Below are 24,348 nucleotides of genomic sequence, written 5' to 3'. Positions count from 1 at the left end.
AACGTGCCACCCCGCCGACTGCCGGAATACCAGACCAGCCAGACCCGGTCCCCCTCGGTGGCAGCGGTACATCCCTCCAGAGGCCTGTCAGGAAGACGACCTCCCGGAACCCACGTCGCCTGGCCATCGGCACTCCAGCCGGCAAGACCGGCCGCGGACTCCGGATGCCCTCCGTAGATGCCTTCGTCTCCGTAAGCCGTCCAGATCGATCCCCCGCGATCGGTCACCAGAGCAGGAATGTCGTCACCGATACAGAAGGCGGCCTCCTGCTCACCGCTTTCCAGCGAGAACACCACGGCGTTCGAACTCCACGCGTCCGACTCCTCCTTGCCCGCCCGACCGCCTACGACGAGAAGCCGGGCCCCAGGGAGAAGAGCGATGTGACTCGGCCTGACCGGGACGTCCTTGACCGGCCGCCGTCGAAGCGAACCGTCAGCCCGGCGCACCACGAGCACCGCATCGAACGGGACCTGCGGGCCCCAGCCCACCCAGCCCTTCACGTAACGCCTCCGGCGAAGGCACCGCTGATGGACGAACAGAACAGCCAGCTCTCCCATCGGCCCCACGGTCCACCACAGAGGGCGCCGACCCGCCCAGCATTCGACAACGGACGGCTTCCAGACCCTCTGCACATCGACCGTCGACACCACATCCCCCCGATTTCGGCTGCAGCACCCGAACGCGAGCGCTGACGAGGAGTCTATCGATTGGCCCGCGCTGTCCACCAAGCCGTATGCGCTTCGGAGACCCTCCGCGACTGCCACCTCGAAGGCGGTGCTGTCGCACGACAGGTCAGCAGGCACGCACACCAAGCCACAGAAACGTTACCGACCGAACCTGATCGCTGTCGGCGGCCAGGGGAAAGTCCCGCGTACCGTCGGCGCAATGACCAACTGTGCTTTCACACTCCGTAGTCTCGACACCGGACGGTCTTCAACGACTCGCGCGAGTCCGCCGAGCGGTCGTCGCAGTGAAACTCCCTCGCAACGGCGTCTTCCCAAGGGAACACTGCGGCTATGGAGTTCCTCTGCTACCACCGCGACCGCACCGGCTCCCTGCCGCTGCGCTACGAACTGAACGATGCGCACTTGTCCTACATGGACGGATTCGCGAAGGAGATGATCGCCCGAGGGCCGACCTTCGCGGACGACGGCGCCACCCTCACCGGCAGCGTGCACATCATCGACCTGCCCGATCCTGCTGCTGCCCGCGCGTTTGCCTTCGACGAGCCGAACTACCAGGCCGGCGCCTACCGAGACGTGCTTCTGCGACGGTGGCGCAACACACTGGGCCGCACCATGTGGGACTTCCACGGCGGCCGGACTGGAGGCAACCAGTACCTGGTGCTCGGTCTCGGCACAGGGCAGGCAGCCGACCTCGCGCTGCCGCCCGAACAGAACGAGCTGATCGCCTACGGACCGCTGCTGTCCGACGACGAAACCCTCTGGCTGGGCACCGCCGCGCTACTCCGGGCTCCGGACCCGGACACCGCACGCGCCATCCTCACACACGACCTGTACGCCCACATCGAGGTGCACAACTGGCAGTTTGGTGGGCGGCCGTCATGAACGAGGGCGCCCACCGATGCCCTCGCCGTGGCCTCACGCTCCGTAGAGGCAGCGAACGCCAGCGGGGAGTTGAATGGCCATGGGCAGGCAATTCCCACTCGCCGCTATCACAGGGGCGGCAAGGCGGCCTCCTCACCACACTTCTGACACCGCCCGCAACCCGCACAGCACCCGGGGCACCGGTGTAAGCCCTGCGAGCCCGCAATGTCGCCAGGTCCGGATCCCGTATGCCAGGCCAAGGTTTCAAGCCGACGGGTGGGGTAGGCGACGGCCACGTGATCGAATACCCACAGAAGGAACCCACCATGCTGATGGCGCACCCGGTCGTGCTCACCTGTCTCGTCGATCGCTACTGGGCTCTGGCCGTACTGGATGCAGCGGCCGACGACCCGTCGCCCGTACGGAAGGAGCTCGAGGACGCCGGGCGCGCCCTGTGCGTAGTCACCGGTACCGCCGATGTGCACGCAGCCCTTTTCTCGGCGCGCCATCGCCTTCCGGGAGCCCGTGTCCTTGACGACTCCGTTCTCGCCTCCACCTGAGCCGGCCGACCCCTCCCACCCCCGCCAAAACCAGACAGTCCCTCCCCCGCCATACCCGGTACCGAGGCACCGGCAGGGGGCAGTCGGCGGCAGTGGCGACGGAGTCGCAGTCCATGATCTGAGACATCCCTGCCTCCCTTACAACCTGATGTGCCCCCGAACGGCTTCTGTCAGCATCGTCGACACCACCCGCGACATACGTCACGAGGCGAGTCCGGGGCCCGGCATCGCCCGACCGACACGGTTGGTTACTCAAAAAAGGGGGCTGCCGCCCGCCATGACTCGATCGCCGACCCGCAGATGGTGGAAAGGCATCCCACCACCCTGCCCCCCGCCTGGACCTGGACCACTTCCGCGTCCCGCGCAGCGGGCCGCTTGACCGCTGGCCCAGTGTCCGCCGGCTCGCAGGCCACCGTGCGCCCCATCCACTGGAACCCTCCCGCGTCGGCCAGGCGTCCCACCAGCGGGGACGGGCAGATCCCAAGCACTTCGCCGTGCGTCTGCCGGTCGCCGTCGGACACCTGAGACCCTGCGTGTCCGTGAAACGTCGGCCTGCTGGTGCGAAACCGCAAGCGCGGCAAGGACCCATGCAGCAGCGAGCGCGGTCATCGCCTGCTGCACCACAACGGATCCCGGCGTCAGCCGCCGGGCGCCTGTCCCACCGCCACAGCCCTCACGCCCGCCCGGGTAGTGGCAGGTCAGGGCCGGATCATAGTGACATCGTCACCCTTTCACCGGGGCCGTTGAGACCGCAGCGCTGCGTCCGGTCCCGGCCGAAAATGACGGTCCGGGCCATCCGGAACCGCATTGAGCTGGGCCCGGAGCTCCACCAGAGTTCCTGTCGCGTAGGTCGCTCTGGTCCGCCGTGCCGCTGTGGACTATCGCGATGCCCCACCGGGCGTCGGGATGACGCCGAGCTGCTGAAGGAAGCCGAGGACATCCTTGTCCGACCACTTCTCGGCGAGCTTGCCGTTCTCGATGCGGTGGATCACCGTGCCGGTCATTGTGATCGGCCTGCCGGTGGCAGGGATGCCCGGGAGGTCCTTCGCGTGCACTCCCCGGGCCATCAGGCGGGTCACGACCTTGTCGCCCTCCGCGATTTGGTCTTCGATCTCGTGGGTTCCGGGCGTGGCCTCCCAGAACAGACGGAACGCCTGCTTGAGTCCCTCGCGACCGGGTGCGAACCCTGGAAACGGCGGCGGCGAGTGGTCTTGGTAGTCCTCGGCCACGAGGTCGTCCATGGCATCGAGGTTTCCCTCGTCGATCTCCTGGTAGAAGCGGCGGACCAGCCTCTTGTTCTCCTCCGTGGACACAAGACTCCTCTGCAGATTCATTGGCCTGGCCGGAGCGGCACACACGCAATCGTCACCCGTCCGCTCCCCTGGCCACTTCCTCGGCACGCCGGGCCATGGTGGACGTTCACTCAGGAGCAGTCGTGCAAGGCAACGGCGGAGCCTGCGTAGCAGTGCCGGTGAGGCGTTTCGCGGTCCCTGTGGCCGTCGTGGTCATGCTGGGAGTGACGGGCAGCGCAGCCTTCCCTCGAGCTCGCAAGCTGGTGTCAGCGGTGGCAGGCCAGTCAAACCCGCGCCATGAGGGCGGGCGGTCCTCTCAGCTTGTCCTGCCTTCCAAGCGTGGTCTGAGCTGTTCACCAAGCCTCGGCCGCCCACCGAGGCCAGGGCAAGACCGATGCCAAGAACACCTTCGTCATCGCGGACCATGCCCGCATGCGCAAGGATCTCGGGGCATTGCAGCCAGGCGACGAGATAGCTGCGACCTGAAGATCCTGGTCCGGGGCCGGACCGATCTGGTCAATGACCGCACCCGCCATATCAACCGGCCCCGGGAACAACTCCTGCAAGTCTGTCCGGCCTTGGAACGTGTGCTGAGCCTGACGAACAAGGGACTGGTGCTGCTGCTGACCGGCTATCAAAACGCCGGCCGCCATCCGCCGCAGTGGTGCCAGGCGTATCGAGACGTGGTTGAGGAACCGCAAGGTCAAAGGTGCCGCCGCTCTCGCGCGAGACGTCGTCGGTGCGGCCCGGGCTCAGCACACCTCACTGCCCGGCGAGAAGCTGGCCGCATCGATGGTGGCCCGCCTCGCCGAGGGAGTGATGGCTCTTGAGGAGGAGATCGCCGAGCTCGACGCACTCATCGAGGTCCGGTTTCTCGAGCACCCGCCCGCTGAGTTGATCCGCAGTATGCCCGGCATGGGCGCGGTGCTTGGCGCCGAGTTCATCGCCCCCACCGGCGGTGACCTGGAGGTCTTCGGCACCCTCGACCGGCTGGCGGTGGCCCGTGAGTGAAGCGACCTGCCCGAAGGGCAGCGACTTTCGCCCGCCCGTGCCCGAGGGGCACTCAAGGGGCGGGCCAGCCCGCAGGCCCGTCCATTGACCCCGTTAGGCATACAAAAGGGGCGGCGAATCCACCACCCCTTTCACCTATCCGGCCCATCGGCCCGCCGTTCACAGCTCCCACCCCGGGCCCACGGAACCCGTCAGCACGGAGGCCATGTCACCCCACGAGCAACCCGAGCCAGCGCACCGCGGCTGGCCAGGGTCACTCCGCCCCCGCACGCCGGGCACACCGGCTCCGCCTTAGCCCGTACCCGCTTCCGAAGCGGTCCGTGACCTCCGGCAGGGACGACTCGAAGCAGGCCCGGCGACAGCGTCGAGCGTCGAGCCGGGCGTCTCCAGCTCGTCAGAACCGCGCAGACCGCGAGCGTCACCGCCGCCCGCTCACCCTCGGACAAGCCGAGACATCCAGGAGGTCAGCCCCCCGGTGCACCGCCGCGAACGCCCCGTCGAGGCCGTACGCGACCGCCTCAGGCCCTTCCCCGGTGTAGCCCGAGAATATCTTTGTCCCGGGAGACCGTCCACGTCCTCAGGGTCCGCCTCAAGGTCCGGCACATCGAGCAGGTGCCCACACGCCAGAGGCCAAAACAGGCGGTCCCGCTGCTCGCGGTACGAGGAGGAGGCATCGGCCGAGCGCTGCGAGCAGTAGATCAGCGTCATGTGGGCGGGCATGGCCACGGTCATGGGGCGGCCTTCCCCCGGAGGGCGGCGCGGAGCACCGCGTAGCACCCCTGGGCCACGCCCCAGACAAAGGCCTGAACCCATCGGCAGGCCCGGCCGCATCCGCGCGCTCGACGGCTTCCTGAAGCACATCACGCAGCGCGGCGGGGCGAGCAGCGGGCGGCAGGTCACTGACCCGAGTGCGGCATTGGCTTCGAAAGTCCCGTCAGCACGTCACCGTCCTCGCCCACGCCCCGGCCGGGCCGTGCCTACTCGGGGAGGCGGGCCGCCGTCCCGGCGGGGCGGGACCGGCCCGGGCGGCGGAGTAGCGCCAGGCGGCTCGCCGTGCGGTCCAGGTCTCGGGTCAGAGGACGGTCGGTGGGGAGGTCGGTCAGGGGGTCTGCGCCGATGAGGACCAGCTGGACGTCCCGGTCGCAGGTCACGTCCACCAGGTTCGCGAACCGTCGGCATCCGTCCGCGGAAGCCTCCGCAAGTGGGGGTACGCCGTCCAGGACCAGGGTGGCGAAGCGTTCGGCGAGAACCAGGTAGTCCGGGACCGCCGTCGCGGTCTCGCACAGCGCGTCGAAGCCGAACCAGACGAGGTCGCCGCGCACCGCGCGGGCGGGCAGCTCCCGCAGGTGGGCTTGGACCGGGGTGGCTTCCGAGGGTGTCGGGGCGGGCATGCCGGCCGCATCGAGCGCGGTGTCGTCGGGGGGCAGGCACCAGCCCGTCGCGAAGCGGCGGCCGCCTTCTGTGGGCGAGGGAGCGGCGAGCCGGCGGAAGTCGACCGGGCCCGTGACGTCCAGGACGTCCATCCGCTGCTCTATGAGCTTGATGGTGGGCTCGAAGAGGTGGTGGTAGAGCGGGTCCGGCATCAGCCCGGCGGGTGGGTAGTTGGATGTGGTGACCAGGGTGATCTTGCGGTCCAGCAGGGTGCGGAAGAGGCGTGCGATCAGCATCGCGTCACCCGCATCGTGTGCGTGGAACTCGTCGAAGACCAGGATGCGGCTGTCCCCGATCAGGTCGTCCAGAGCGCTGTCGACGGCGCTCTGCCCGTCGCGGCGGGAGGCATGGCGGGATCCCTGCCGCCCGCTCACTCCGTCGTGGAGACGCCGGAAGAAGTCGTGGAAGTGCAGGCGGCGTTTGCGTCCGTCCGGCAACCCCTCGTAGAAGGTGTCCACGAGCCAGCTCTTCCCGCGGCCGACCGGCCCCCATACGTACAGATCGCGAGGCGGCTTCGGGAACGTCCAGGCGGGCCGTGCGAGTTCGCCCGCCAGACGGGCCAGCCGCTCGACGGCGGCCTCCTGGGCCGGCGCGACCGCGAATCCGCGCCGCGCGGCGGCTTGGTGGAAATGGCGGCGCATGGCCTCGTCGCCCTTGTTCAGAACCGGGAAGCTCATCCGTTCGTTTCCCCCGCTCGACGCTTGGAAAGGATCATGCTCGCACGGGAATGGTGTAGGCGACCAGGAAGCCGAGGGCGCCCGGATGCGGGTGTCCGAGCAGTCGGCTCGCGCACTGCTGGAGGGACACGGCCTCCTCCAGGTCGGCCGGGGGCCGGTCCGGGCATGGCGTCGGAGCAGTTGGGTGGCGAGTTCGGAGGAGGCGGCCCTGCGATAAGCGGAATTGTGGGGGCTCATGCCAAATGCATCGAGGCCGGTGCGGAGGCGGGCGACGGCCGTCTCCAGGTCGGCCGGGTCGTCCGTGAGGTGGTAGCGCTCGGCGTGCTCCATGCCCATGTCGAGCAGGATCACGCCGTGGTTGATGTCCTCGTACGGGAGGGCGCTGGCGGCCTGTACCGCCGTGTCCCGCAGCGCAGCCAGTACGTTGCCGAGGGCGGTCGGCCGCAACAGGTGCTCGGGGAGCGGGTAGCGCTGCCACAGCCGGGCCGCCGCGGCGCCCGCCCGCTGCACCTGTCCGGGTGAGGCGTCGTGCGCCAGGCCGGACGATTCGGCGCGCGCGGCCAGACGTTCCTTCATGCGCCGTTGCAGCGCGCGGCATGACCCGGCGCCGAGCGCATCGGGATACCCGCTGGCCAGGGGACCACCGGGGCGAGACTCACTCCGGGATCACCCCCGTTCCCGGCGGGGCGCCCGGAATAGTTCCATGGACCCGTGGTCGCCCACCCGGCACACCGGCCGGTACCGGTCGTCGTAGAAGGCAGTGTAGGCGCGCCTCCCGCAGGCATCACAACGGAAGGCGATGACGCTGAACCGGGTGGATTCCCCCGGCACCGCCGCACGGTCCTCGCGGCCGCCGACGACCAGGACGACCCGGTCCAGCCCCTCGTCCCCGGCGAGCAGCCCACTGAGGGCCGCGGCCGCGTCGTCCAGGGACGTCCCGGCGGATAGTTGCAGCCGCGGGGGCCCTCACTGTCTGCCCTCGGATCCACCAACATGCCGTAGTCCGCAAGTTCACCGGCTCTACCGCTCACCGGTTCCTCCCCGGAGGCCGTGCTGCCCCTGTCCCTCCGAATCCGCCTGGGGAGGGGTGTCGGCCTCCGCAGGCCCGTTTCCCGCCTCTCCTGCGCAACGACGACCGGCCGCGGCGAGCAGGGCCCAGGAGGCCTTACTCGCCTCCTCCCCCGCCACCGCAACCGGAATGGCCGCCGAAGTGTGTGCCCGTGTCCCAGTGGGAACCGGAGCCGCCGTCAAACCCACTCCCCGTGCGCCTGCGACTTCGGCCGCCACGGGATCCGTCTGCCGCCCCCTGGCGGCCCCGGGGTTGCGCCGGTTCGTCCGGGGCTATGGTGATCCCGCCGAAAACGTACGCCGGCACGCTCGCGTCGCGCCTGGACACCTGCAGTTGTCGCCTGCCCCTCAGGGTCACCCGGCGCTTCGCGCCCGCCACCAGACCACGCGCTGCCAGCCGGCCACCGATCTCCTGTGCCTCCGGGAAGCGCTGCATGCCAGCACGCACGGCCTCGATGGTCTTGCCGCGCCGGCAGAAGGCAATCACAGCACGCTCGGCCGCCTGCTCGGGGAGGCTCTCCCCGCCCACAGCACGCACCCAGCGCTCGTGCACCACGAGCAGCCCGCGTCTGTTCAGCTCGATGATCACGCTGTCCGCCAGCCGCCCGGGCCCGCCCGCCAGGTACGCGACCTCGTACACATCCAGAGGCCGGATCGCTCTGCCCCGCCCCCTCGCCAACCACCGCAACAGCCACCGCATCCAGACCCCTCCCTCGTCGAAATACACCTCGCGCCCGCCGGCACGGGACCGCCGGGGAGCTCGCGCGTCACGTGCGCCTGTCACGCGTCGGCGGTGGCCCCGTCCCGCTCGGATAGGACCTCGGGCATCCCCTCGATCAGCACCACTACGCTGACCAGCTCGCCGGCCTCGCAACGCCCCAGCCACACGGGGTAGGTGCCGTCCCCGGTCGTCGCGAAGGCCATCAGCTCGCCGCCGGTGGCCGTGTCCCACGTGCGGTGAATGAACATCGACCCGTCGGGCAGGTCCTCGTACCCGTCGAGGTCCGGCTCACCGTCGATCAGCCCCCGCTCAAAGAGCGAGACGAGCGACTCGAAGGACCCCGCATCGGCGAAGCAGCCGGTGGCTCCGTCGGTGTCGAATCCGGCTATCTGCTCCTCGATGAAGATGCGCAGGTCGTCGTCCGCCCCGACGGCCATCTCCCAGGACACGGCAGGGGTCTCGCTGAGGAGCAGGCGGACGGCCGTGGGGGCCGTGGTCTCGACCTCGGCGTCGCGCCACTCGCAGTGGTAGCCGTATGCGACCCGCGCCTCGTCGAGCACGTACTCCCCTGGCGGGACGGGAACCGTGATGTCCGGCCCCTTCTCGGGGCCGCCGAACAGTCCCGCGACGGCCAGCAGCCCACTGGGAACGCGCACGGTGCCGACCCGGCGCGGCTCCACGACCGTCTGCTCGGGGTGATACCCGTCAGTGACGCGCACCCCGGGCCGGAACAGCTCGCCTATCCGGCCCGGCTGCGCGGGACGCGGCGGCCGCCAGCAGAAGGCGGGCGCCTCACCTCCGTCGCCCTCGGGGACCTCGGCCGCCTCGAAGACCGGCGGCTGGGTAAACCCGTGCGCCCGCGCCGAGAGCAGCGGCCACCCACCGAACGCGGGCCGCTCCATCCAGCGCTCGTCCTCCCGGAGGCGGGGCAAGGTCGAGTAACCCCGCGGCTCCTCCTCCCGCCGCCCCCTCCCGTCCGGGAAGAGGTCCAGGATGACGCGCGGGCACTTCGGATCGAACTCCGCCATCTGCGGGTCGGGGTAGTTCCACGCGACGGAGTACCGGTGGAACAAGCGCGCCGGGTCGTCCAGCAGCCTCAGGTCCAGGTCATACATACGGCGGCCCTGGTCGTCGTACACCCACAGCCCGACGTGATGGTCCCGCCAGGAAACGAGCCGGACCTCCAACGGCGCCTCCCGGCCCGCAGCCCGGTACACCACCACATACGGCAGCCCGGCCGCGTCCCGCTCACAGGCCTCAGCAACCGACAGCGTCCGCCAGACCGCGCGGGACTCCGGATCCCAAGCCTGCGCATACCCCACCTCGACGACCACGACCGCTCCCTCGCCCTTGCATGTTCCTGAGCAAGGTAACCGCCGCCTGTGACAGCCGTTCAACGGGGCCGGGCAGCGGATCGGCGCTCCCTCACCTGCAGCCGGAGCACTCATGGTGACCACGCCGGTCATGCCCCGGGAGGTACGTTGGCCGACGAGGGCGGCGATGTCGGAGACGAACCGCGGGTCGTCCACGCCGGTGCCGATCAATATTTTGGTGGCCGCGCCCCACATGGCGTCCATGCCGACCTCGCCCCAGGCGGCCACGCCCTGGCGGTAGCTCTGGAGGATCACGTACGGGTTGATGCCGCGGGATCCGAGGTGGCTGAAGAGGTCGGGCAGGTCCTTGATCCGGCAGATGTTCACGGCCTCGTCCAGGACCGTGCGCATCGGCTCGGGCAGCCGGCCGCCGTGGCGCTCACCGGTCTCGGAGACGGAGGTGAAGACGGTGTCGGCCAGTGCAGCGACGACCGCGGAGGCTGGCCCGCCTTTCTTGCTCAGCAGGGACAGGGTGTCGCGGGTGAGGGAGAGAGAACTCCTCCGGGTCAACGCGGTCCCGGTGCTTGTCGGGCAGGTGGAGGACGCGCAACGGGGCCTTCTCCTGCGGGTCGGCCACCCAGCGCATGATGTCCTTGATGCGGCGGTGCGTCGCCTTCAGGTCCACTGACGGCCTGCCACTGGATCCGGCGTAGCCGACGCACAGGACCAGTCTCGCCGTACGTTCCCGTGGCCGCCGGTCACCGATGACCGGCTGCGTGTCCTGGTGCGGCCGCCCCAGCCGTGACCAAGCTCGTGGTTGACACCGGTGGGGCCAAGCCCCTCCAACACACACGGGGAGACAGACCGCATGGCAAGAAAGCCCGATCTCACCGAACCTCCGACCCCGTCCGCCACCGCCCTCGCCGCACAGGCAGGCCTGGGGCAGTGGGCGGGCTGGACCTACATCCCATACCGGGGGCTGGGGTACAAGAAGCCCTGGCCATGCCACGCGGACCTCTGAGTGGCTCTGGCCGCTCTTCGTCTTCTTCGTCCCTCATCGACACGGCCCGCGCGGCTGGGTCGGGGGCCGACGGGGGCGGCCCTCGGCGGAAGTCGCTCAGCTGAGCCGCGCCAGCAGGAAGAGAAGGAGCACCACGCACACCACGGCGACCGCCACGCCTCCGGCACCCGTCATTCCAGCAGGGGGATGCTTCACGTCCTGGATGCAGATGAGTCCGTGCTTGCCGCTTCCGGCGACTCCAGCCAGGTCGATGCCCTGCTGGGCGGCGAACTCCCGGGCTGCGGGGGTCGCGTAGGCGCCGTGTCTGGCCTTGACGGCGGCGATGACGTCCTGCACTCGGACACGGCCGTCGGCGCCCGAGCCCTTGACGGAGTTCACGTCCACACCGTGTTCGGCCGCGAGTCGGCGGACGGAGGGGTCCTGGGTTCCCTGTCGCCGCTCGTCGGTCGCCCTCAGGGTGGTCGGTGTCCCCGACCGCCTGCCCTCCGTGGAGCGCGCGCCGGTGCTTCTGGCGCGGCCGAGCATGGCCAGCGCCTGGGGGACGGTGGGGCGATCGGCCGGTTCCCTCGCCAGCAGGCCGATGAGCAGTGACGTCAGCGGACCGGCGCGTCGCGGGGCGCGGGGTGTCTCCGTCAGAGCGGCGGTGAGGTTGTCCGAGGGGAACGGGGGCTCGCCTTCCACGGCCTCGTACAGCGTCACGCCCAGCGAGAAGAGGTCGGACCTGCCGTCGTTCGGCGCGCCCTGCCAGCGCTCGGGTGCCATGTAGGCGGGCGACCCGATGACCATGGTGGTGCGGGTGAGCCGGGGATCGGTGTGGGCTACGGCGATGCCGAAGTCCGTGAGCAGGACGTCACCGTTCTCGCCGAGCATCACGTTGGCCGGCTTGACGTCCCGGTGCATGATCCCCGCGTCGTGGGCCGCACCCAGCGCACTCAGAAGTGCCTCGGCGACGTCGAGGGTACGCCGCAGCGTCAGCGGGCCGTTCGCCCTCAGCTCGTCCGCGAGCGACCCGCCGTCCACCAGCTGCATGACGATCCATGGAGCGTCGTCGACCTCGACCACGTCATGGACGGTGATGATGTGCGGGTGGTCCCGTAAGCGCGCCGCATTGCGGGACTCCCGGGCCGCCCGGGCCAGGAGCTCCGCGCGTGCCTCGTCGGGGACCGAGCCGAGGCGCACCATCTTCATCGCCACGTCCACATCCAGCACCGGGTCGTGGGCCTCCCAGACCTCACCGAAACCACCGGCTCCCAGCGGTCGGGTCAGCCGGTAACGCCCCCCGATCACCGTCCCCGGATGCGCCCCCCATGCCATCGCTCCCCCGTTCGGACATGCGTCACATGCCCCTTGGTGTCCCTGCCCGGAGTTCGGGCAGGAACAGGATAGGAATGCGGACGTCCTTGCGGTAGGTGCAGACCCGGGAGCCGACGGGTCGCGTACCCCTGCCGCGGGGCGCAGTGCCCTCCGACGCCAGGATGAGGAGGGATGCCGCGGCCCGTACGGAGCCACCCCTGATCCGGGGTCGGCGAGGCGAGGCGGGGTGGTGCCCTCCTGCGAGGCGTGGCCGCCGCTTACGGGATTCAATGCCGGGGCTGGGCGGCGCTGTTGTCACAGGGCCACTGGCCGGCGAGGGCGCCGTCGCCCCGGCCGTGGATAGTCAGGCGCTTCCCGGACGCGTTGACGCTGTTCGAGCCCCCGCCCGCGACGGGCCGGAAGCGCCGGACCTGGCTGGAGGGCGCGTGGTTGCAGCTCCATGCCTCGCGGCCCCGAACTGACCCCACGCCTCAGAGATCGCGGCCAGTGCCCGCCCGGCCTGCGGTGAGCACCGGCTCGGCCGCCACACCCGTTCGCTCGGCCCGCCGCCTCGACACCCGGCGCCACGCCCCCGCACCGGCCAGGAGCGTCAGCCCGTCCACCATCGCCGCGGACAGCCCCATCGCCGCGACCGTCTGCCACGAGTGCTCGTCCAGCTCCCCGCCCTCCAGCGACGCCCACAGCCGGATCCGGTGCCCGTCCGGGTACACCTTGTCCGCCGGGCGCACCTCGTCGAAGGTGCGTCCGCCGACCGACCAGACGTATCGGCACTCGACCTCGTCCTCCGGCCCCGCGCCCTCGTCCCAGCGCTGGCCGGTCACCCGGCAACCGCTGAGCTCGATCGTTACCGGTTCCGTCGTCCGCCCCCGGAGCTGGATCTGCTCGACCGTGCCGCCCGTGGTCGCGACACCGGCCAGCACCAGTACCGTCAGCCCGCCAGCGGCCAGCGCGTCGGCCCACCCGCCCGGACCCGGCCGGAGCCTGAGGCCGACCAGCGCCGTCACCAGGCCCGCCCCGAGCAGGACCAGCGGCCAAGCCGTCCACGGCGTCCCGTCCGCCCAGTTCCACAGCAGCACACCCGCGCCGACGACCGCGGCCACCGACCCCCCGACCGCGACTTACCCGCCTACCCTCTGCGCCACTTCGCACCCCCTTTCCCCCCGGTACCCACCCGTCCGATCCCGCAACCACGCCTCCACCGCCAGGTAGTCGTCCGCCGCCAGCCCGACCCGGGCGGCCACCCGGCGGAGCAGCGCGTCCCCCGGGTAGTGCGCTGCCACCCACTCCCGGTTGGCGTGGCCGATCTCGTCGTCGACGCACACGAAGTCCCGCCCCGCCGCGTACCCCACGATCCCGCGCAGTACGGGGGTGTCCTATCCTGTCCAGTCGAGGCGTCTACTCAGCGAATCCAGTTGCTTGGCTGGCGCGGCCCGTCATTCATCCGTTCGAATGTTCGCGGTGTAGGTGCTCAGAGCGGGACTGGAGGATGTCCAGGGCCTCGTGGATCGAGCAGCCGATGTTGTCTCGGAACAGCTTGATGGCCTTGATGGTCATGCCGCTGCGGATCTCCTTGTCTGCGAAGGAGAGCGGGCCGGCCGTCCAGGGGGCGGCCGCGGGGTCTCCGCCTGGCCAGTCGACATCGGTCAGGGTGGCGAGCAGGCGGCCGTCCGAGAGCGCCACCGCCACGTCCGTGCCGCGGGCCGCCTTCTCCGTGAAGGCAACGGGTGCAGTGTGGTCCAGGAGGAAGACGAAGTGCTGGGCAATACGTTGCCGCCATTCGTCGAGCTCGCCATCGGCGTCCAGGCGGAGGTTGGAGTTCCAGGCTGCCTGGGCGAGAACCGATACGAACAGTCCGAGGAAGTCCGACTTCAGCAGGTCGTCCGCGTGCTCGATCAGAATCGCGAGGTCCTGGTTCCCGTGGCCGGGACCATGCCAGTCGTGAAGGCAGTCGACGAGAGCGTCCCAGTTGTGGCCGAAGTAGCCGAGGAACGACAGCTCCCGGGCGAAGATGCGAAATACGGACCCCGGATCACGCATTTCCCGGCCGTCCAGCCGCAGAACCAGACCGTTTCGCTGCACGAGCGCAGCCGTTTCCGACGCCAGCCATGGGTCGGCCGGACAGGTGAACACGACCCATGGGGAGCGGTGTTCCGTCAGAGTGGGCTTGGTCATCATGGGTGAGATCCTTGCACTGCATTTGCTCGGAGCCCGAGCGATTAAAGGAGGGTAGATCGTGCTCGACGAGCACCGTCCGCCCAGGTGAGGAGGCTGCCGATGGGTCGAGCTTCGGCGCCGTCTTCGTGTTGCGCGGCTACTGCAGCAGGATCATCTTCCGCAGCAGGTGGAAGCCAGCTCGTCCGTAGAGCTGCCTTTTGATCTTCTTGATGCGGTTGACGGCGCCCTCGATGGTGCCGGAGCTCCAGTGGAGAGTGAGTCCGGCTGTCACGGCGTCGAGATCGCGGAGCAGGTGGAGTGCGAAGCCGGTGAGGCCGGGCAGTTGACTTGCGTCGACTGCGTCGATCCAGGTGGGGAGCCTGACGCCGAGGCGGTCGGTGAGTATTTCGCCGAAGTCGCGGACATGTCCGGCGGCGGTGTCCAGTTCGGGGCAGCGTGCCAGGACATCCTTCATACCGGCGCGGTCGTCCTCGCTCAGCGCGGCGGGGTGTCGGGTGAGCCAGCCGGTCACCTGCCGCACGGTCGGCGGCCGGGGCGGCGCGTCGGCTGGAGCCCCGCAGAGAGTGGCGATGTGGGCGCGGACCGCCGGAACTTGCGCCCTCACCCGTTTTCCGCCCCCCGCCTGGTACCCGGTGGACCCGCCGCCGGTCTCGGTCGTCCAGGAACGGAAGCGCGACCTGTTGGTGGACCAGGTCGTTGGCGTCGTACGACAGGGTGCTGCCCGACAGGGCAGTGGTGCGGCCCAGGTTGTCGTAGGTGTAGCCGGCTGTCGTAAGGCGGTCGGCGCTGTCGTAGGTGGAGGTCATGTCTGACTCCGCCACGCGCTCCGTCCACGGACAGGTCACCTCACACGCCGGCTGGTCCGGCAAGACCTTCCGGTACGACGCGATGGGCCGCCTGGCGACCGTCCAGCACACGGCCGACACCATCTGCACCCAGCGGACCTACACCTTCGACAGCAGGAGCAACCGCAACTCCCTGACCAGCGCCACCAGCGCCCCGGGGCCGCATGCCGCCGTTGTCACGCGTGTAGGCCCGCTTGACCGCGGAGCCGGTGGTGTTGGTGTCCTCGGTGATGTCGAGCGTGTAGCTGCCGGGAAGCTTCTCGCGGGTGACCGATCCGTCCGGGCCATACGTCGCCTGGAGTGCGCCGGCGATGGAGTCGGTGGTCGTCGTGGCCAGGCCACGCGGCTCGGTGTCGTGGTCGTAGGTGTAGGCGAGGGTGGAGGGGGCGCTGTCGGAGACCATGCGCACCTACCCCGCCCCGGCGGGGCGGGGCGGGGCGGGGCCTGTTGACGTCACGGTTCGAGGTCGACGACCCCCTTGCCGCCCAGGACGTCCAGCGGCACGGAGACCTGGTCGTGCGTGATCAGCCATTCGCCGTCGATCTTCCGGAGGCAGAAGGTGACCCGGACCCACATGCCGCCCGCCGCAGTCCCGTCGGGCAGCGTGCCGCTGAGGCGACCGAAGCCGTGTGTGAACGCCACGTCTTCGCCCACCGTGGGCATCAGGTCGCGCACCTCGTAGGTCACCTCCTGGAAGAACGTGAACACGTTCGCCCAGTTCTTGAGTTTCGCGTCGATCCCGACGTGCTGAAGCGGCGGATCGATGTCGAAGGACACGACGTCCGTCGAGTAGAGCCGCCTCAGACCCTCAAGGTCCTTGGCATGAATCGCGTCGATGATCCCGTCGATGTGGCGGCGGATCGCGGCTTCGTCCATCTCGCGCTGTGTGGGGGTGGCTGTCCGTCCTTCCGTGCTCTGGGCGACGACGTGGTCCAGCAGTGTGTCGAGGGCGCTGACGTGGTGGGCGCCCGGCTTGAGTGGCGCGTGGTCCTCGAAGTCGGTGTGCAGGGACAGCGAGACCTGTGGGGTCACTGCACCCATCTGGAGGAGCTCACACAGTGCCCGCATCTGCCGGGCCGCGTGGGCGCCGCCGCCAGCGCCGTAGGAGACGAACCCAACGGCCTTGTGGGTCCACTCCGCGTACAGGTAGTCGATCGCATTCTTGAGCACGCCGGGGATGGAGGCGTTGTACTCGGGGGTGACCATGACGAATCCGTCGAAGCGGGCGATGGTGTCAGCCCATGCCCGGGTGTGCCCGTGCTGGTACCGCCCAGCGCGCGCGGGCAGCGGCTCGTCCAAATGCGGCAGCGGGTGGTCGAGCAGATCGATCACCTCGAATTCGGCGTCGCCGCGGCGGGCCGCCCGCTCCTGAACCCACCGGGCGACCTGGTCGCCCTTGCGGCCGGGGCGGGTGCTGCCGATGAGTATTCCGATCCTGGTCATCGCTGTCTCCTGAGGTATCCCACCCGGATTCTCCGGGCCGGTGGCGTCTCTGAGCGGTATGACGACACGACCCCGCGGAACGTCAGGGAGAGTCGAGGACCTGACAATCGGAGGTGCTGTCTCGTCGGACTGCCGAGGGACGATCCGAGATCAGGGAGCCACCGGAACCATGACCGATCATGCGAAGTCACGGCACGACGAGTCCGACGCAGGCTTGGACGCGATCATCAGCGAGCGGCGGCGGCTGATCGGTCTCGCCTACCGACTCCTCGGTTCCCTGGCCGAGGCCGAGGACGCGGTCCAGGAGACCTACACCCGCTGGTACGCCATGTCCCGACAGCAGCAGGACGCCATCGAGTCCCCCGGCGCCTGGCTGACGACGGTCGCCACCCGCGTGTGCCTGGACCTTCTCGGCTCGGCGCGGGTCCGGCGCGAGCGTTACATGGGCGAATGGATCCCAGAGCCGCTGCCCGAGCGGACCGACTGGATCAGCGGGCGCCCAGGCACCGCCGCGACCGATCCCGCGGACCCGGCCGACCGGGTCACACTCGACGAGTCGGTGGGCATGGCGTTTCTCGTCGCCCTCGAATCCATGACCCCGGCTCAGCGCGTCGCGCTCATCCTGCACGATGTCTTCGGCTACCCGTTCGCCGAGATCGCCGGGATCACCGGTCGCACCCCGGCGGCATGCCGCGAACTGGCCTCCTCCGCCCGGCGCCGCGTCCGCGCCTCCCTGCCCCCTGCGGCCCCGGCAGCCCACCAGGCGGGCCTCGTCAGGGACTTCAAGCAGGCTTGGGACGCCCAGGACATCACCGCCCTCGTCAGACTCCTCGCCCCCGGCGCGACGTTCACGGCGGACGGCGGCGGCGTGGTCGCCGCCGCGCTCCATCCGATCGAGGGCGGCGAAGGGATCGCGCGCTACCTTACCGACCTCGCCGTCCGGGCGTCCGGCAGGCTGACGGTCCTGGAACGCACAGTCAACGGCCGGGCCGGTCTGGTGATCGAGCATGAAGGCGTCACCGTGGCGGTGTACGCGTTCGACGTCGCGGACGACCGGATCACGCACATCTGGGCAGTGCGCAACCCCGACAAACTCCGCCCGTGGACGTCGGGCTGACCGGCTGGACCTACAGCGCGGCACCCACTGCAACCAGGCGCTCGGCGGCCCGCACGACACGGTCGCCGACGCCTGGCTCCTCATTGCGAAGCTCGAACACATACGACCCGACCGGGCGGGGGATGCGGGTTCGGCGGGGGTTCGGCGGCCGTGAGTCGCTGCCCGAAATCGGCAAGGTCCGCGCCGCCCAGCTCCCGGACGAGCTCGAAATCTCCGAGAACCACTGCGTCCAGGGCCTCGGACCCAGACAGAAGGAACGCCTGCTCGAACTGTTCACGCCAGTTGCCTGACCAACGGCGGACTGTCGGCGCGGACCCTGCTCCAGCAGAGCACTGACGCTTCCAGGCCGGAAGCCGCGCCAGCGTTCCTACGACGACTTCGTCATCCCCTGCACCTGAAACCGAGCGCCCATCCACTCACCCTCGTCACCTCGATGAGGTGTGACGGGCGGCCGCGCCGGTAGGAGGTTCCGGTATGCCGCACACCGCCCCGCCCCGGCCGACGCGATCGCCCCGCCGAGGCGATCGCCCTGGCCGTCCGCGACGGAGACGACAGCAGATCCGCAAACTCCTGGACATGTTTCGCCCAGAGGGCCGACCTCCCCGCCCTGTGGACGGTCACGCAATTCCCCAGGTCCTGGCCGTGTGACGGGCTAGGTTGGTGAGCATGACGACGCGGGGGCGAATGTATCGGTATGTGGGTCCGGTTGAGTTGAAGGAGCTCGTCCAGGCGGGTGGTGAGGGTCGGAGCATGCGATCGTCGGCGGACTTCGTCGAGTGGGCCTCGGCACTGACCACGGATGGGTTGGCCGAGCCGTTTACGTTCGTCGTCGATGCCGGCGGGGTGCTGCAACTGGCTCCGCGCCGCAGCGAGCACGTGGTGTGCGCCGGCGGCGAAGAGGTCCTGAGCGCCGGTGAGATGCGCTTCCGTGAGGAGTCCGGGCGGTGGGCGGTCGAGGAGGTCAGCAACCAGTCGACCGGCTACTGCCCGGACGTCATCTCATGGCCGGCTGTGGCCGAGGCCCTGGACCGGATAGGGATCGCTCGTCCGTCCGGCTTCACGCATGAGGTGGTCTTCCGCCGCTGTGGCTCCTGCCGGGAGCTCAACATCGTGCGGGAGGAGGACTTCGTCTGCGTCTTCTGCGGCGAGAACCTGCCTCGGGAGTGGAACGTGGCCGAGCAGGATCGCTAGGTGGTCGGAGGCTTGTCGATGGGGTTCCAACTCCGCAATGACCCGGCCACGTACGTCCGGCCAGTCACCCGGCTCCTGCTACGAACACTGACCCAAGCTTTCCCTTCCGGATTACGCCAGAACCGTGGAATTTGGCAGCGCGGAGCAGCGGCCGGGCACTGCACCTGCGAGGCCACACCAGACGGCTGCACTCTCACGACAGTCCGGCGCTGGGGGGTGCGGTTGCGCAGTTCGGAGTAGCTCCGCATGCCTGCTCCGCTGACTGTGATGAGGCTGGGAGCGTGAGTGGCGAGCCGATTGTGGTGGTGTGCCCGCCGGACCGCCGGGGGCTGCGGGAAGTCCGGATCCGGGGCGAGCTGGCCGACAGGGTCTGGTCGGCGAAAATGTTGCGCGCGCTTCTCGACCAGTCCGGGCTTGCCGACACGAGGGTCGATGACCGCAGCAAGGTGGAGTGGCGTGGGGCGGGCCCAGAGGTCCGGCCGGATCGGGCGGCCCGGAGGTTTGCCGCCGGCGGTCCACTGGCGGCCGGGCTATTCGGCAGCATGGCCTTGCTGGTCTGCGTTGGGCAGGTGGATGCCTTCGGTTCCCCGTTCTTCCCCAACAGGCTGATGGGGTTCCTGCTCCTGGCCGGCGGAGTGGTGCAGGGAATCGCGGCGTTCGCCGCAATGGATTTCGTGGGAAAGCGCCGGTGGCCGTACTCAGGAACCCTCATCATCGCGGGGGTTCTTATTGCGCTGCTCAGTAATGGACTGTTCCTCGCCCTGTGGGCGACAGAAACGGGGTACAGGACGCCACTACTGCCCGTTTTCGTGGTGCTCCTTCTCTGGACCGTGTGGGCCATCTGGTACCTGGTCCAGAAGTGTGGAGGGGCGTCCCTCACCCGAAGACCATCGCGCTCGGCTTCACCATCACCACCGCACTGACGGGCGCCAACCTGCTCAACACGTCCTGGTACGCACCGCCGAGGGCACTTCTGGCCGTCAGGCAGCAATGTGTACGCCGTCTCACATAGGCCGGATCCCTCGCAATCGAACACTGAGGTAACGCTCCGCGAGGACTCCCCGCGTGCGGCCAGTTGAGAATGTGGCGTTCCGTGACCATTTTCGGTGGGTGTCAATCGGGTGCTGATTCGGAATTAGGCATGGAATGCCTTCCGGAGGAGCTCGCCGAACTCGGCGGGGTGCGTGGTCAGGCCGGTGTGTCCGCCGGGGAAGTGCCAGAGTTCCGTCTCAAGATGCTCCGCCAGGAACGCGGCCGGACGGTAGGGCAGCTCGCCGCGTGAGTTTTGGCCACAAGCGAGCACGAGCCGCTCCGACAGAGCCTCCAGCCGGTCGATGTCCGGGGCGTAGGACATGAAGCTGGGCACGATGCGCCCGACGAAGTAGGGCAGGTTGGCCATCGTCCGCTCGGCGCGGGCCGCCGCCTGCGGGGGCAGCTTGACTTCGGCCTTCGGCTCGGTGGTGTCACCGTCCTTCTTCGTGCCCGCGGCGAACACGGCCAGCGCCGGCATGAGCCCCTCGGAGGCGAAGGTCTCCTGCACGCGCGCGATGAGCGCGCGATGTTCGGGCGCGTCCGGCAGGACCTCCACCAGCGGCGGTTCGTGCGCCACGAGGCGCTCGACGCGTCCGGGGTGGGCAGTGAGCAGGTGCACGGCGGTGATCGCGCCCGAGCTGGAGCCGAACACCCGGGCGGGCTCACCGGGCGACAGCAGGTCCACTATCCGCAACGCGTCCTCGGCATGCTCGGCCACGTGTTGCTCGGCCTCGGGGTCGTCCAGCGCGCTGCGTGACATGCCGCGCGGGTCGTAGGTCGCGACGGTGTATTCGGCGGCCAGGTCGTCGGCGATGCCGTCGAAGGAGGCCGCGCCCCCCGCCCCTCCCGGGATCAGCAGCAGGAGCGGGCCCTGGCCACGCACCTCGTAGTGCAGGGTTGCGCCGTTCACGCGCAGGCTGCCGATGGTCGCGTCGGTCATGAGGAGTCTCCTTCTCGATACGGGGGCCAGTGCTCAAGGAGGGTGTGCAGGGCATCGAGTGAGCGGATCCAGGAATGCTGCGGCGAACGCTCGTGTGCGAACGCACCCGCGGCCTCCAAGGCGACAAACCCGTGGAACGTACTGCGCAGCAACCGGACCGCGTCGGTCAGGTCGGGCTCGGCCAGTCCATAACCGCGCAACATGCCGTAGGTCAGCTCGACCGCGCGCCGCGGTCCGGGCGCCTTCGCGGCCAGCGCAGGGTCGATCTGGATCGGGGTCTGCGTCGCCATGTAGCGCCCCGGATGCGCGTGGGCATACTCCCGCCAGGCGTTGGCGAATGCGACCAGCGCGTCCTTGCCCGCCCGCCCGGAGGTCGCCTCCGCGATGCGGATGGTCTTCTCGTCCGCCGCCAGCAGTGCGATTCGTCCGCGCAGATCCTCGAGGCCGCGGACGTGCGTGTAGAGGCTCGCATCCTTTACTCCGAGCCGCCGCGCCAACTGCGACATGGTCACTTGGTCGAGTCCGACCTCGTCCGCCAACTCGGCGCCTGCGATCGTCACCCGCTCCGCCGTCAGCCCCGCCCGCGCCATGCGCCCTCCCCATTACCTAGGGCTCCTAGTTATAACCTAGGGGTCTTAGGAATCGCAAGCAGGAGGCTTCGCTCTACGTCCGTGAGTAGCCTGGCGGTCAGTTCGAACCGGGTAGGGGTTGTGCATGGACACGCAACGCCATCACGTGGGCGTACAGCTTCCCGAGGGGTCCTGGTGGGATTGGGACGTCATCGCCTGGAACGCTGCTGAGCTTCGGTTGGCGGCGGGGTATGACCTACCTATCACCATGGCTTGGAGTTGGTCTTCGGCGATCCGACGCTCGTCAGCTGCCCGGCTCAGTTCGATGACCCGGTGTTCCGTGCGCCGACGAACGAGGAGTTCGCGCACGTCACCCGTCGGGTCGGTGAAGAACCTCCCCTTCTCGTCGCGTTCGAGGCGGATGCGGGCGGGCTGGAACCCGTCTCCTGTCTCATCGCCGCGGAACGGGTCGAGGTCGTGCAGAAATCCGTTCTTCGGTACTGGCGCGACGACGCAGCCCCCGCCAGCGGTTTGCGCCGTGGGTGCGGCCACCGGCGTCGTCGGCGGACTAACTGATCGTTTCAGAATGAGATCTGAAGGAAGCGAAGGCGTATGGGGGCAACCGGTTGAGGTGACGACCTGTCCGGCCTGTCCCATCCAGCTCTGGCTGCGGCCTGACCCATGACGGTCGGGAGACGCTATGACTGGCCCGGCCGGCCGTGAGCACCATGCATAGTGTGTTCATGGATGGATTCGTGGGTCAGGCAAGCCTCGAATGGTGGGCCAATCGTGCCACGTGCCTTGAGAAGTACGACAGCTCGGCAGCCAGAGCACCGACTTGCTCAGTCGGAGGGCGCAGGGGCGGAACCTGGCGGGGCGGCGGCCTGCCGGCGGGGACCGTCATCCCCCCTCCGATACGGGAATCGCCACAGGTGTCCTCGACGCGCCCGTGGAGGTCCCACCTGGCCGGCCGAGACCTCGCTGTCGGCCTTCCCCGGAACCGGACTGCCCGTCCTGCTCCTGTGCATGCTGTCCCGGATCGCGGGCCGGGCGGAGCTGCCGACGGAGCTCCTGCTGGAGCCCTTCGCCGACGCAGCAGCGCCGGTCCCGCCCCACACCGCAGAAGGCCGATGAGCCTTCACTGTCCAGCCCGCTGACCTCCCCCGTGTCGGTGACGCGAAGCACCAAAGGCCCTGTACGGCGGCGGCTACTGCGATGGACCTTCGCACTCCAGCCACCGTGGACCGCCTCGCCGCAACCAAAGCCCCAGCGGCGCCAGCAGCCGGCCGAGCGGCCGGGAAAATGCGTCTTGAGACGCTGACGGGGCGGCCACGTCGTCACTGCGCTGGGAAGGCGACGACCTCTTCGACGGACGGCGGGAGAGCGGCTTGGGGATCCCGAAGGAGCTTGTTCAGTCGATGACGGCGGTGGCTTCGACCTCGACCAGATGCTCGGGTACGTCCAGCGCCGCAACGCCGAGCAGGCTGGCAGGGGGTGTCGCGGTGAGGCCCAGCTTCGCGGCCGCCCGACCGAGCCCCTCCATGAGCAGGGGCATCTTGTCGGGGGTCCAGCCGACGACGTAGACGGTCAGTTTCGCCACGTCGTCGAAGGAAGCGCCGACGCCGGCCAGGGCAGTGGCGACGTTGTGGTAGCACTGTTCGACCTGAGCGGCGAGGTCTCCCTCGCCGACCGTGACACCGTCGGCGTCCCAGGCGACCTGTCCGGCGACGAAGACGAATTTCGACCCGGTCGCGATCGCCACCTGTCGATAGGCGTCGATCTGCGGCAAACCGTTGGGGTTCACCAGGGTGATGGCCATGTGTTGCCCGCTTCCATTGGAGCCTTGAGCGCCCACGAGCTCGCTTTACGTCGGAGCCTCGACGGGTTCACTCTCTTGTGGTTACTCAGGAACCGTAAGAGAGTGTCTGCTGACATGGAAGAACGCACTTTTGAGTGACTGGGGAACCTCATGGTGACCAAGCAGTTCACGGGCTCGACCGACGAAGCGGACCTGAGGCGCGCGGACTCCCTGGCTCGGGAGATCTTCTCGGACGTCGCCAACAAATGGGCGCTGTTGATCATCGAGGCCCTGGGGGAGCAGACCATGCGATTTGGCGAGCTGCGGGACCGGGTGGAGGGCATCAGCCACAAGATGCTCACCCAGAACCTGCGTATGCTGGAGCGCTACGGCCTGGTCGAGCGAACGGTGCACCCCGTCGTGCCTCCGCGGGTCGAGTACACCCTCACCGAGGCAGGCCAGGCCCTGCGGGTGACGATCGACGGCCTGTGCGACTGGACCCACCGCTACCTCGGACAGATCGAGGCCTCCCGCCGGCGCTTCGACGCCTGACGGACGGGCCCCAGGCACGCGCAGCCGCCGCCGACCCACGCGCCTTTGCGGGCTGTTGCAGCACAGCGCAGTTCGTGCGGGTGCGGCGTCGTGGCGGCGCTGAGCGGGAGGCGTAGCGGACACAGGCGTCCATGTGGTCCGGCAGCGCCGCCTGCGTGGCACGGCTGCCACCGACCGCGTAGGGGTCGGACCTCCCGTCGAGCGCGCCCGAGGCCATCAGCTGCTCGGGGGACAATGTAGGCGGGTGTGCCGATCCTCCGCCCCGGAGCGGTGCGCGTCGTCACCGGGTCCGCGAACGCCCGGGCGATCCCGAAGTCCGACACCTTGGTGGCCCCGCCCGCCGCGAACTTGGCGGGGTTGATGTCGCGGTGTACCACTCTCCGCTCGTGGCTCCCTCGGCGCGGCCAGGACCTGGTCGGTCACGTGGACGCGGTCGGTACGTCGAGTGCGCGGCATGAGGATGGGGATCATCGAGTACCGGGGACTTGGTCCCTCAGGGCCTTCACAGCCCGGTCGAAGGCCGAGTCCTTGCTCTGGTCGAATTCCTCCGGGGTGAACCGCACCCTGCTGGACGAGTGGGCCCACGCCCGCCCCTACCGCTCAGAGCAGGAAAGACGCGACGCGTTCCCGCAGTGGTGTCGGCGGCGCTTGAATCGTGACCCACCCTGGCCGGTTGAAGATTGACCCCCGGTCCGTCAGTTGATGTTGTTCATTCCCCGGTGTTGGCGGGT

Annotated in this window: 23 protein-coding genes and 1 pseudogene; 10 read left to right on the top strand and 14 right to left on the bottom strand. The window is 69.3% G+C overall.

Translation table 11 applies throughout. The features are described 5' to 3' along the window. Positions 1–557, bottom strand: a 557-nt coding sequence (locus ACZ6Y1_RS36630; protein ID WP_469640348.1) for a Kelch repeat-containing protein, incomplete at its 3' end; no start/stop codon positions are given. A gap of 459 nt (positions 558–1,016) precedes the next feature. On the opposite strand from ACZ6Y1_RS36630, the gene ACZ6Y1_RS36625 reads away from it, so the two are divergent. Together ACZ6Y1_RS36625 and ACZ6Y1_RS36620 are read left to right on the top strand one after the other, a co-directional pair. Next, the gene (locus ACZ6Y1_RS36625; protein ID WP_469640346.1) at positions 1,017–1,568 is read left to right on the top strand and encodes a YciI family protein; all 552 of its coding nucleotides are present in this window, start codon (positions 1,017–1,019) and stop codon (positions 1,566–1,568) included. A 305-nt stretch (positions 1,569–1,873) separates the two neighbouring features. Beyond that, positions 1,874–2,107, top strand: a complete 234-nt coding sequence (locus ACZ6Y1_RS36620; RefSeq protein WP_469640343.1) for a DUF5133 domain-containing protein — start codon at positions 1,874–1,876, stop codon at positions 2,105–2,107. Between the two features lie 878 nt (positions 2,108–2,985). Here ACZ6Y1_RS36620 and ACZ6Y1_RS36615 read toward each other — a convergent pair. After that, positions 2,986–3,420, bottom strand: coding sequence for an ester cyclase (locus ACZ6Y1_RS36615; RefSeq protein ID WP_469640341.1), 435 nt, complete (start codon positions 3,418–3,420; stop codon positions 2,986–2,988). 327 nt (positions 3,421–3,747) lie between these two features. Here ACZ6Y1_RS36615 and ACZ6Y1_RS36610 point away from each other — a divergent pair. After that, positions 3,748–4,395, top strand: a pseudogene (locus ACZ6Y1_RS36610) (IS110 family transposase); the annotation flags it as partial. A 992-nt stretch (positions 4,396–5,387) separates the two neighbouring features. On the opposite strand, the gene zapE reads toward ACZ6Y1_RS36610, so the two are convergent. The 3 genes from zapE to ACZ6Y1_RS36595 form a co-directional block, all read right to left on the bottom strand. Next, positions 5,388–7,094 carry a cell division protein ZapE gene (gene zapE, locus ACZ6Y1_RS36605; RefSeq protein ID WP_469640339.1) on the bottom strand — a complete coding sequence of 569 codons (1,707 nt, stop codon included), beginning with the start codon at positions 7,092–7,094 and terminating at the stop codon, positions 5,388–5,390. 589 nt (positions 7,095–7,683) lie between these two features. After that, positions 7,684–8,286 (bottom strand): TIGR04222 domain-containing membrane protein, encoded by a 603-nt coding sequence (locus tag ACZ6Y1_RS36600; protein ID WP_469640336.1) that lies wholly within the window; start codon positions 8,284–8,286, stop codon positions 7,684–7,686. An 80-nt stretch (positions 8,287–8,366) separates the two neighbouring features. After that, complete coding sequence (locus ACZ6Y1_RS36595) at positions 8,367–10,190, bottom strand: TraM recognition domain-containing protein (protein ID WP_469640334.1); 1,824 nt, start codon at positions 10,188–10,190, stop codon at positions 8,367–8,369. A 298-nt stretch (positions 10,191–10,488) separates the two neighbouring features. On the opposite strand from ACZ6Y1_RS36595, the gene ACZ6Y1_RS36590 reads away from it, so the two are divergent. After that, on the top strand, positions 10,489–10,641 hold the full coding sequence (locus ACZ6Y1_RS36590; protein WP_469640332.1) for a hypothetical protein: 153 nt from the start codon (positions 10,489–10,491) through the stop codon (positions 10,639–10,641). A 96-nt stretch (positions 10,642–10,737) separates the two neighbouring features. On the opposite strand, the gene ACZ6Y1_RS36585 is transcribed toward ACZ6Y1_RS36590, so the two are convergent. From ACZ6Y1_RS36585 to ACZ6Y1_RS36560, 6 genes are all read right to left on the bottom strand, one after another. Beyond that, positions 10,738–11,928, bottom strand: coding sequence for a protein kinase domain-containing protein (locus ACZ6Y1_RS36585; RefSeq protein ID WP_469640330.1), 1,191 nt, complete (start codon positions 11,926–11,928; stop codon positions 10,738–10,740). A 497-nt stretch (positions 11,929–12,425) separates the two neighbouring features. Continuing rightward, the gene (locus tag ACZ6Y1_RS36580; protein WP_469640328.1) at positions 12,426–13,055 is read right to left on the bottom strand and encodes a hypothetical protein; all 630 of its coding nucleotides are present in this window, start codon (positions 13,053–13,055) and stop codon (positions 12,426–12,428) included. 337 nt (positions 13,056–13,392) lie between these two features. After that, positions 13,393–14,130 (bottom strand): barstar family protein, encoded by a 738-nt coding sequence (locus ACZ6Y1_RS36575; protein WP_469640326.1) that lies wholly within the window; start codon positions 14,128–14,130, stop codon positions 13,393–13,395. 136 nt (positions 14,131–14,266) lie between these two features. Further along, positions 14,267–14,641, bottom strand: coding sequence for a transposase (locus ACZ6Y1_RS36570; protein WP_469640324.1), 375 nt, complete (start codon positions 14,639–14,641; stop codon positions 14,267–14,269). Between the two features lie 335 nt (positions 14,642–14,976). Next, a complete protein-coding gene (locus ACZ6Y1_RS36565) occupies positions 14,977–15,378 on the bottom strand; it encodes a hypothetical protein (RefSeq protein WP_469640321.1) in 402 nt (133 codons plus the stop codon). A gap of 50 nt (positions 15,379–15,428) precedes the next feature. After that, positions 15,429–16,418 (bottom strand): NAD(P)H-dependent oxidoreductase, encoded by a 990-nt coding sequence (locus ACZ6Y1_RS36560; RefSeq protein ID WP_469640319.1) that lies wholly within the window; start codon positions 16,416–16,418, stop codon positions 15,429–15,431. Positions 16,419–16,587: 169 nt separating this feature from the next. On the opposite strand from ACZ6Y1_RS36560, the gene sigJ reads away from it, so the two are divergent. The 4 genes from sigJ to ACZ6Y1_RS36540 all read left to right on the top strand — a co-directional run bounded on the left by sigJ (position 16,588) and on the right by ACZ6Y1_RS36540 (position 19,649). Continuing rightward, positions 16,588–17,535: an RNA polymerase sigma factor SigJ gene (gene sigJ, locus ACZ6Y1_RS36555; protein ID WP_469640317.1), complete on the top strand. Its 948-nt coding sequence runs from the start codon at positions 16,588–16,590 to the stop codon at positions 17,533–17,535. Then, positions 17,520–17,825: an integration host factor, actinobacterial type gene (locus ACZ6Y1_RS36550; protein WP_469640314.1), complete on the top strand. Its 306-nt coding sequence runs from the start codon at positions 17,520–17,522 to the stop codon at positions 17,823–17,825. Before sigJ ends, ACZ6Y1_RS36550 begins: the two co-directional genes overlap by 16 nt. Before the next feature lie 376 nt (positions 17,826–18,201). Continuing rightward, the gene (locus ACZ6Y1_RS36545) at positions 18,202–18,726 is read left to right on the top strand and encodes a hypothetical protein (RefSeq protein WP_469640312.1); all 525 of its coding nucleotides are present in this window, start codon (positions 18,202–18,204) and stop codon (positions 18,724–18,726) included. A gap of 281 nt (positions 18,727–19,007) precedes the next feature. Further along, positions 19,008–19,649: a hypothetical protein gene (locus ACZ6Y1_RS36540; protein ID WP_469640310.1), complete on the top strand. Its 642-nt coding sequence runs from the start codon at positions 19,008–19,010 to the stop codon at positions 19,647–19,649. Positions 19,650–19,861: 212 nt separating this feature from the next. Here the strand turns inward: ACZ6Y1_RS36540 and ACZ6Y1_RS36535 are convergent, their stop codons facing one another. Together ACZ6Y1_RS36535 and ACZ6Y1_RS36530 are read right to left on the bottom strand one after the other, a co-directional pair. Next, positions 19,862–20,698, bottom strand: a complete 837-nt coding sequence (locus ACZ6Y1_RS36535; RefSeq protein WP_469640308.1) for an alpha/beta fold hydrolase — start codon at positions 20,696–20,698, stop codon at positions 19,862–19,864. Further along, complete coding sequence (locus tag ACZ6Y1_RS36530) at positions 20,695–21,288, bottom strand: TetR/AcrR family transcriptional regulator (protein ID WP_469640306.1); 594 nt, start codon at positions 21,286–21,288, stop codon at positions 20,695–20,697. Before ACZ6Y1_RS36530 ends, ACZ6Y1_RS36535 begins: the two co-directional genes overlap by 4 nt. A 252-nt stretch (positions 21,289–21,540) precedes the next feature. On the opposite strand from ACZ6Y1_RS36530, the gene ACZ6Y1_RS36525 reads away from it, so the two are divergent. After that, a complete protein-coding gene (locus tag ACZ6Y1_RS36525) occupies positions 21,541–21,843 on the top strand; it encodes a hypothetical protein (protein WP_469640304.1) in 303 nt (100 codons plus the stop codon). An 835-nt stretch (positions 21,844–22,678) separates the two neighbouring features. Here the strand turns inward: ACZ6Y1_RS36525 and ACZ6Y1_RS36520 are convergent. Further along, the gene (locus ACZ6Y1_RS36520) at positions 22,679–23,086 is read right to left on the bottom strand and encodes a RidA family protein (RefSeq protein WP_469640302.1); all 408 of its coding nucleotides are present in this window, start codon (positions 23,084–23,086) and stop codon (positions 22,679–22,681) included. A gap of 150 nt (positions 23,087–23,236) precedes the next feature. Between ACZ6Y1_RS36520 and ACZ6Y1_RS36515 the strand changes: the two genes are divergently transcribed. After that, positions 23,237–23,617, top strand: a complete 381-nt coding sequence (locus tag ACZ6Y1_RS36515) for a winged helix-turn-helix transcriptional regulator (protein WP_469640300.1) — start codon at positions 23,237–23,239, stop codon at positions 23,615–23,617. The last annotated feature ends 731 nt before the right edge of the window (positions 23,618–24,348 follow it).

The organism is Streptomyces sp. NPDC053432 (assembly GCF_055585365.1).
The sequence above is the reverse complement of the archived record's forward strand: the minus strand, read 5'-3'. Positions and strand labels throughout refer to the sequence as shown.

Excerpts from the sequence above, each read along its gene's own strand:
- ACZ6Y1_RS36625 (WP_469640346.1), top strand. The coding sequence starts at position 1,017 with ATGGAGTTCCTCTGCTACCACCGCGACCGCACCGGCTCCCTGCCGCTG.
- ACZ6Y1_RS36620 (WP_469640343.1), top strand. The coding sequence starts at position 1,874 with ATGCTGATGGCGCACCCGGTCGTGCTCACCTGTCTCGTCGATCGCTAC.
- zapE (WP_469640339.1), bottom strand. The coding sequence starts at position 7,094 with ATGAAGGAACGTCTGGCCGCGCGCGCCGAATCGTCCGGCCTGGCGCAC.
- ACZ6Y1_RS36600 (WP_469640336.1), bottom strand. The coding sequence starts at position 8,286 with ATGCGGTGGCTGTTGCGGTGGTTGGCGAGGGGGCGGGGCAGAGCGATC.
- ACZ6Y1_RS36590 (WP_469640332.1), top strand. The coding sequence starts at position 10,489 with ATGGCAAGAAAGCCCGATCTCACCGAACCTCCGACCCCGTCCGCCACC.
- ACZ6Y1_RS36575 (WP_469640326.1), bottom strand. The coding sequence starts at position 14,130 with ATGATGACCAAGCCCACTCTGACGGAACACCGCTCCCCATGGGTCGTG.
- ACZ6Y1_RS36565 (WP_469640321.1), bottom strand. The coding sequence starts at position 15,378 with ATGGTCTCCGACAGCGCCCCCTCCACCCTCGCCTACACCTACGACCAC.
- ACZ6Y1_RS36560 (WP_469640319.1), bottom strand. The coding sequence starts at position 16,418 with ATGACCAGGATCGGAATACTCATCGGCAGCACCCGCCCCGGCCGCAAG.
- sigJ (WP_469640317.1), top strand. The coding sequence starts at position 16,588 with ATGACCGATCATGCGAAGTCACGGCACGACGAGTCCGACGCAGGCTTG.
- ACZ6Y1_RS36545 (WP_469640312.1), top strand. The coding sequence starts at position 18,202 with ATGACGACGCGGGGGCGAATGTATCGGTATGTGGGTCCGGTTGAGTTG.
- ACZ6Y1_RS36535 (WP_469640308.1), bottom strand. The coding sequence starts at position 20,698 with ATGACCGACGCGACCATCGGCAGCCTGCGCGTGAACGGCGCAACCCTG.
- ACZ6Y1_RS36530 (WP_469640306.1), bottom strand. The coding sequence starts at position 21,288 with ATGGCGCGGGCGGGGCTGACGGCGGAGCGGGTGACGATCGCAGGCGCC.
- ACZ6Y1_RS36520 (WP_469640302.1), bottom strand. The coding sequence starts at position 23,086 with ATGGCCATCACCCTGGTGAACCCCAACGGTTTGCCGCAGATCGACGCC.
- ACZ6Y1_RS36515 (WP_469640300.1), top strand. The coding sequence starts at position 23,237 with ATGGTGACCAAGCAGTTCACGGGCTCGACCGACGAAGCGGACCTGAGG.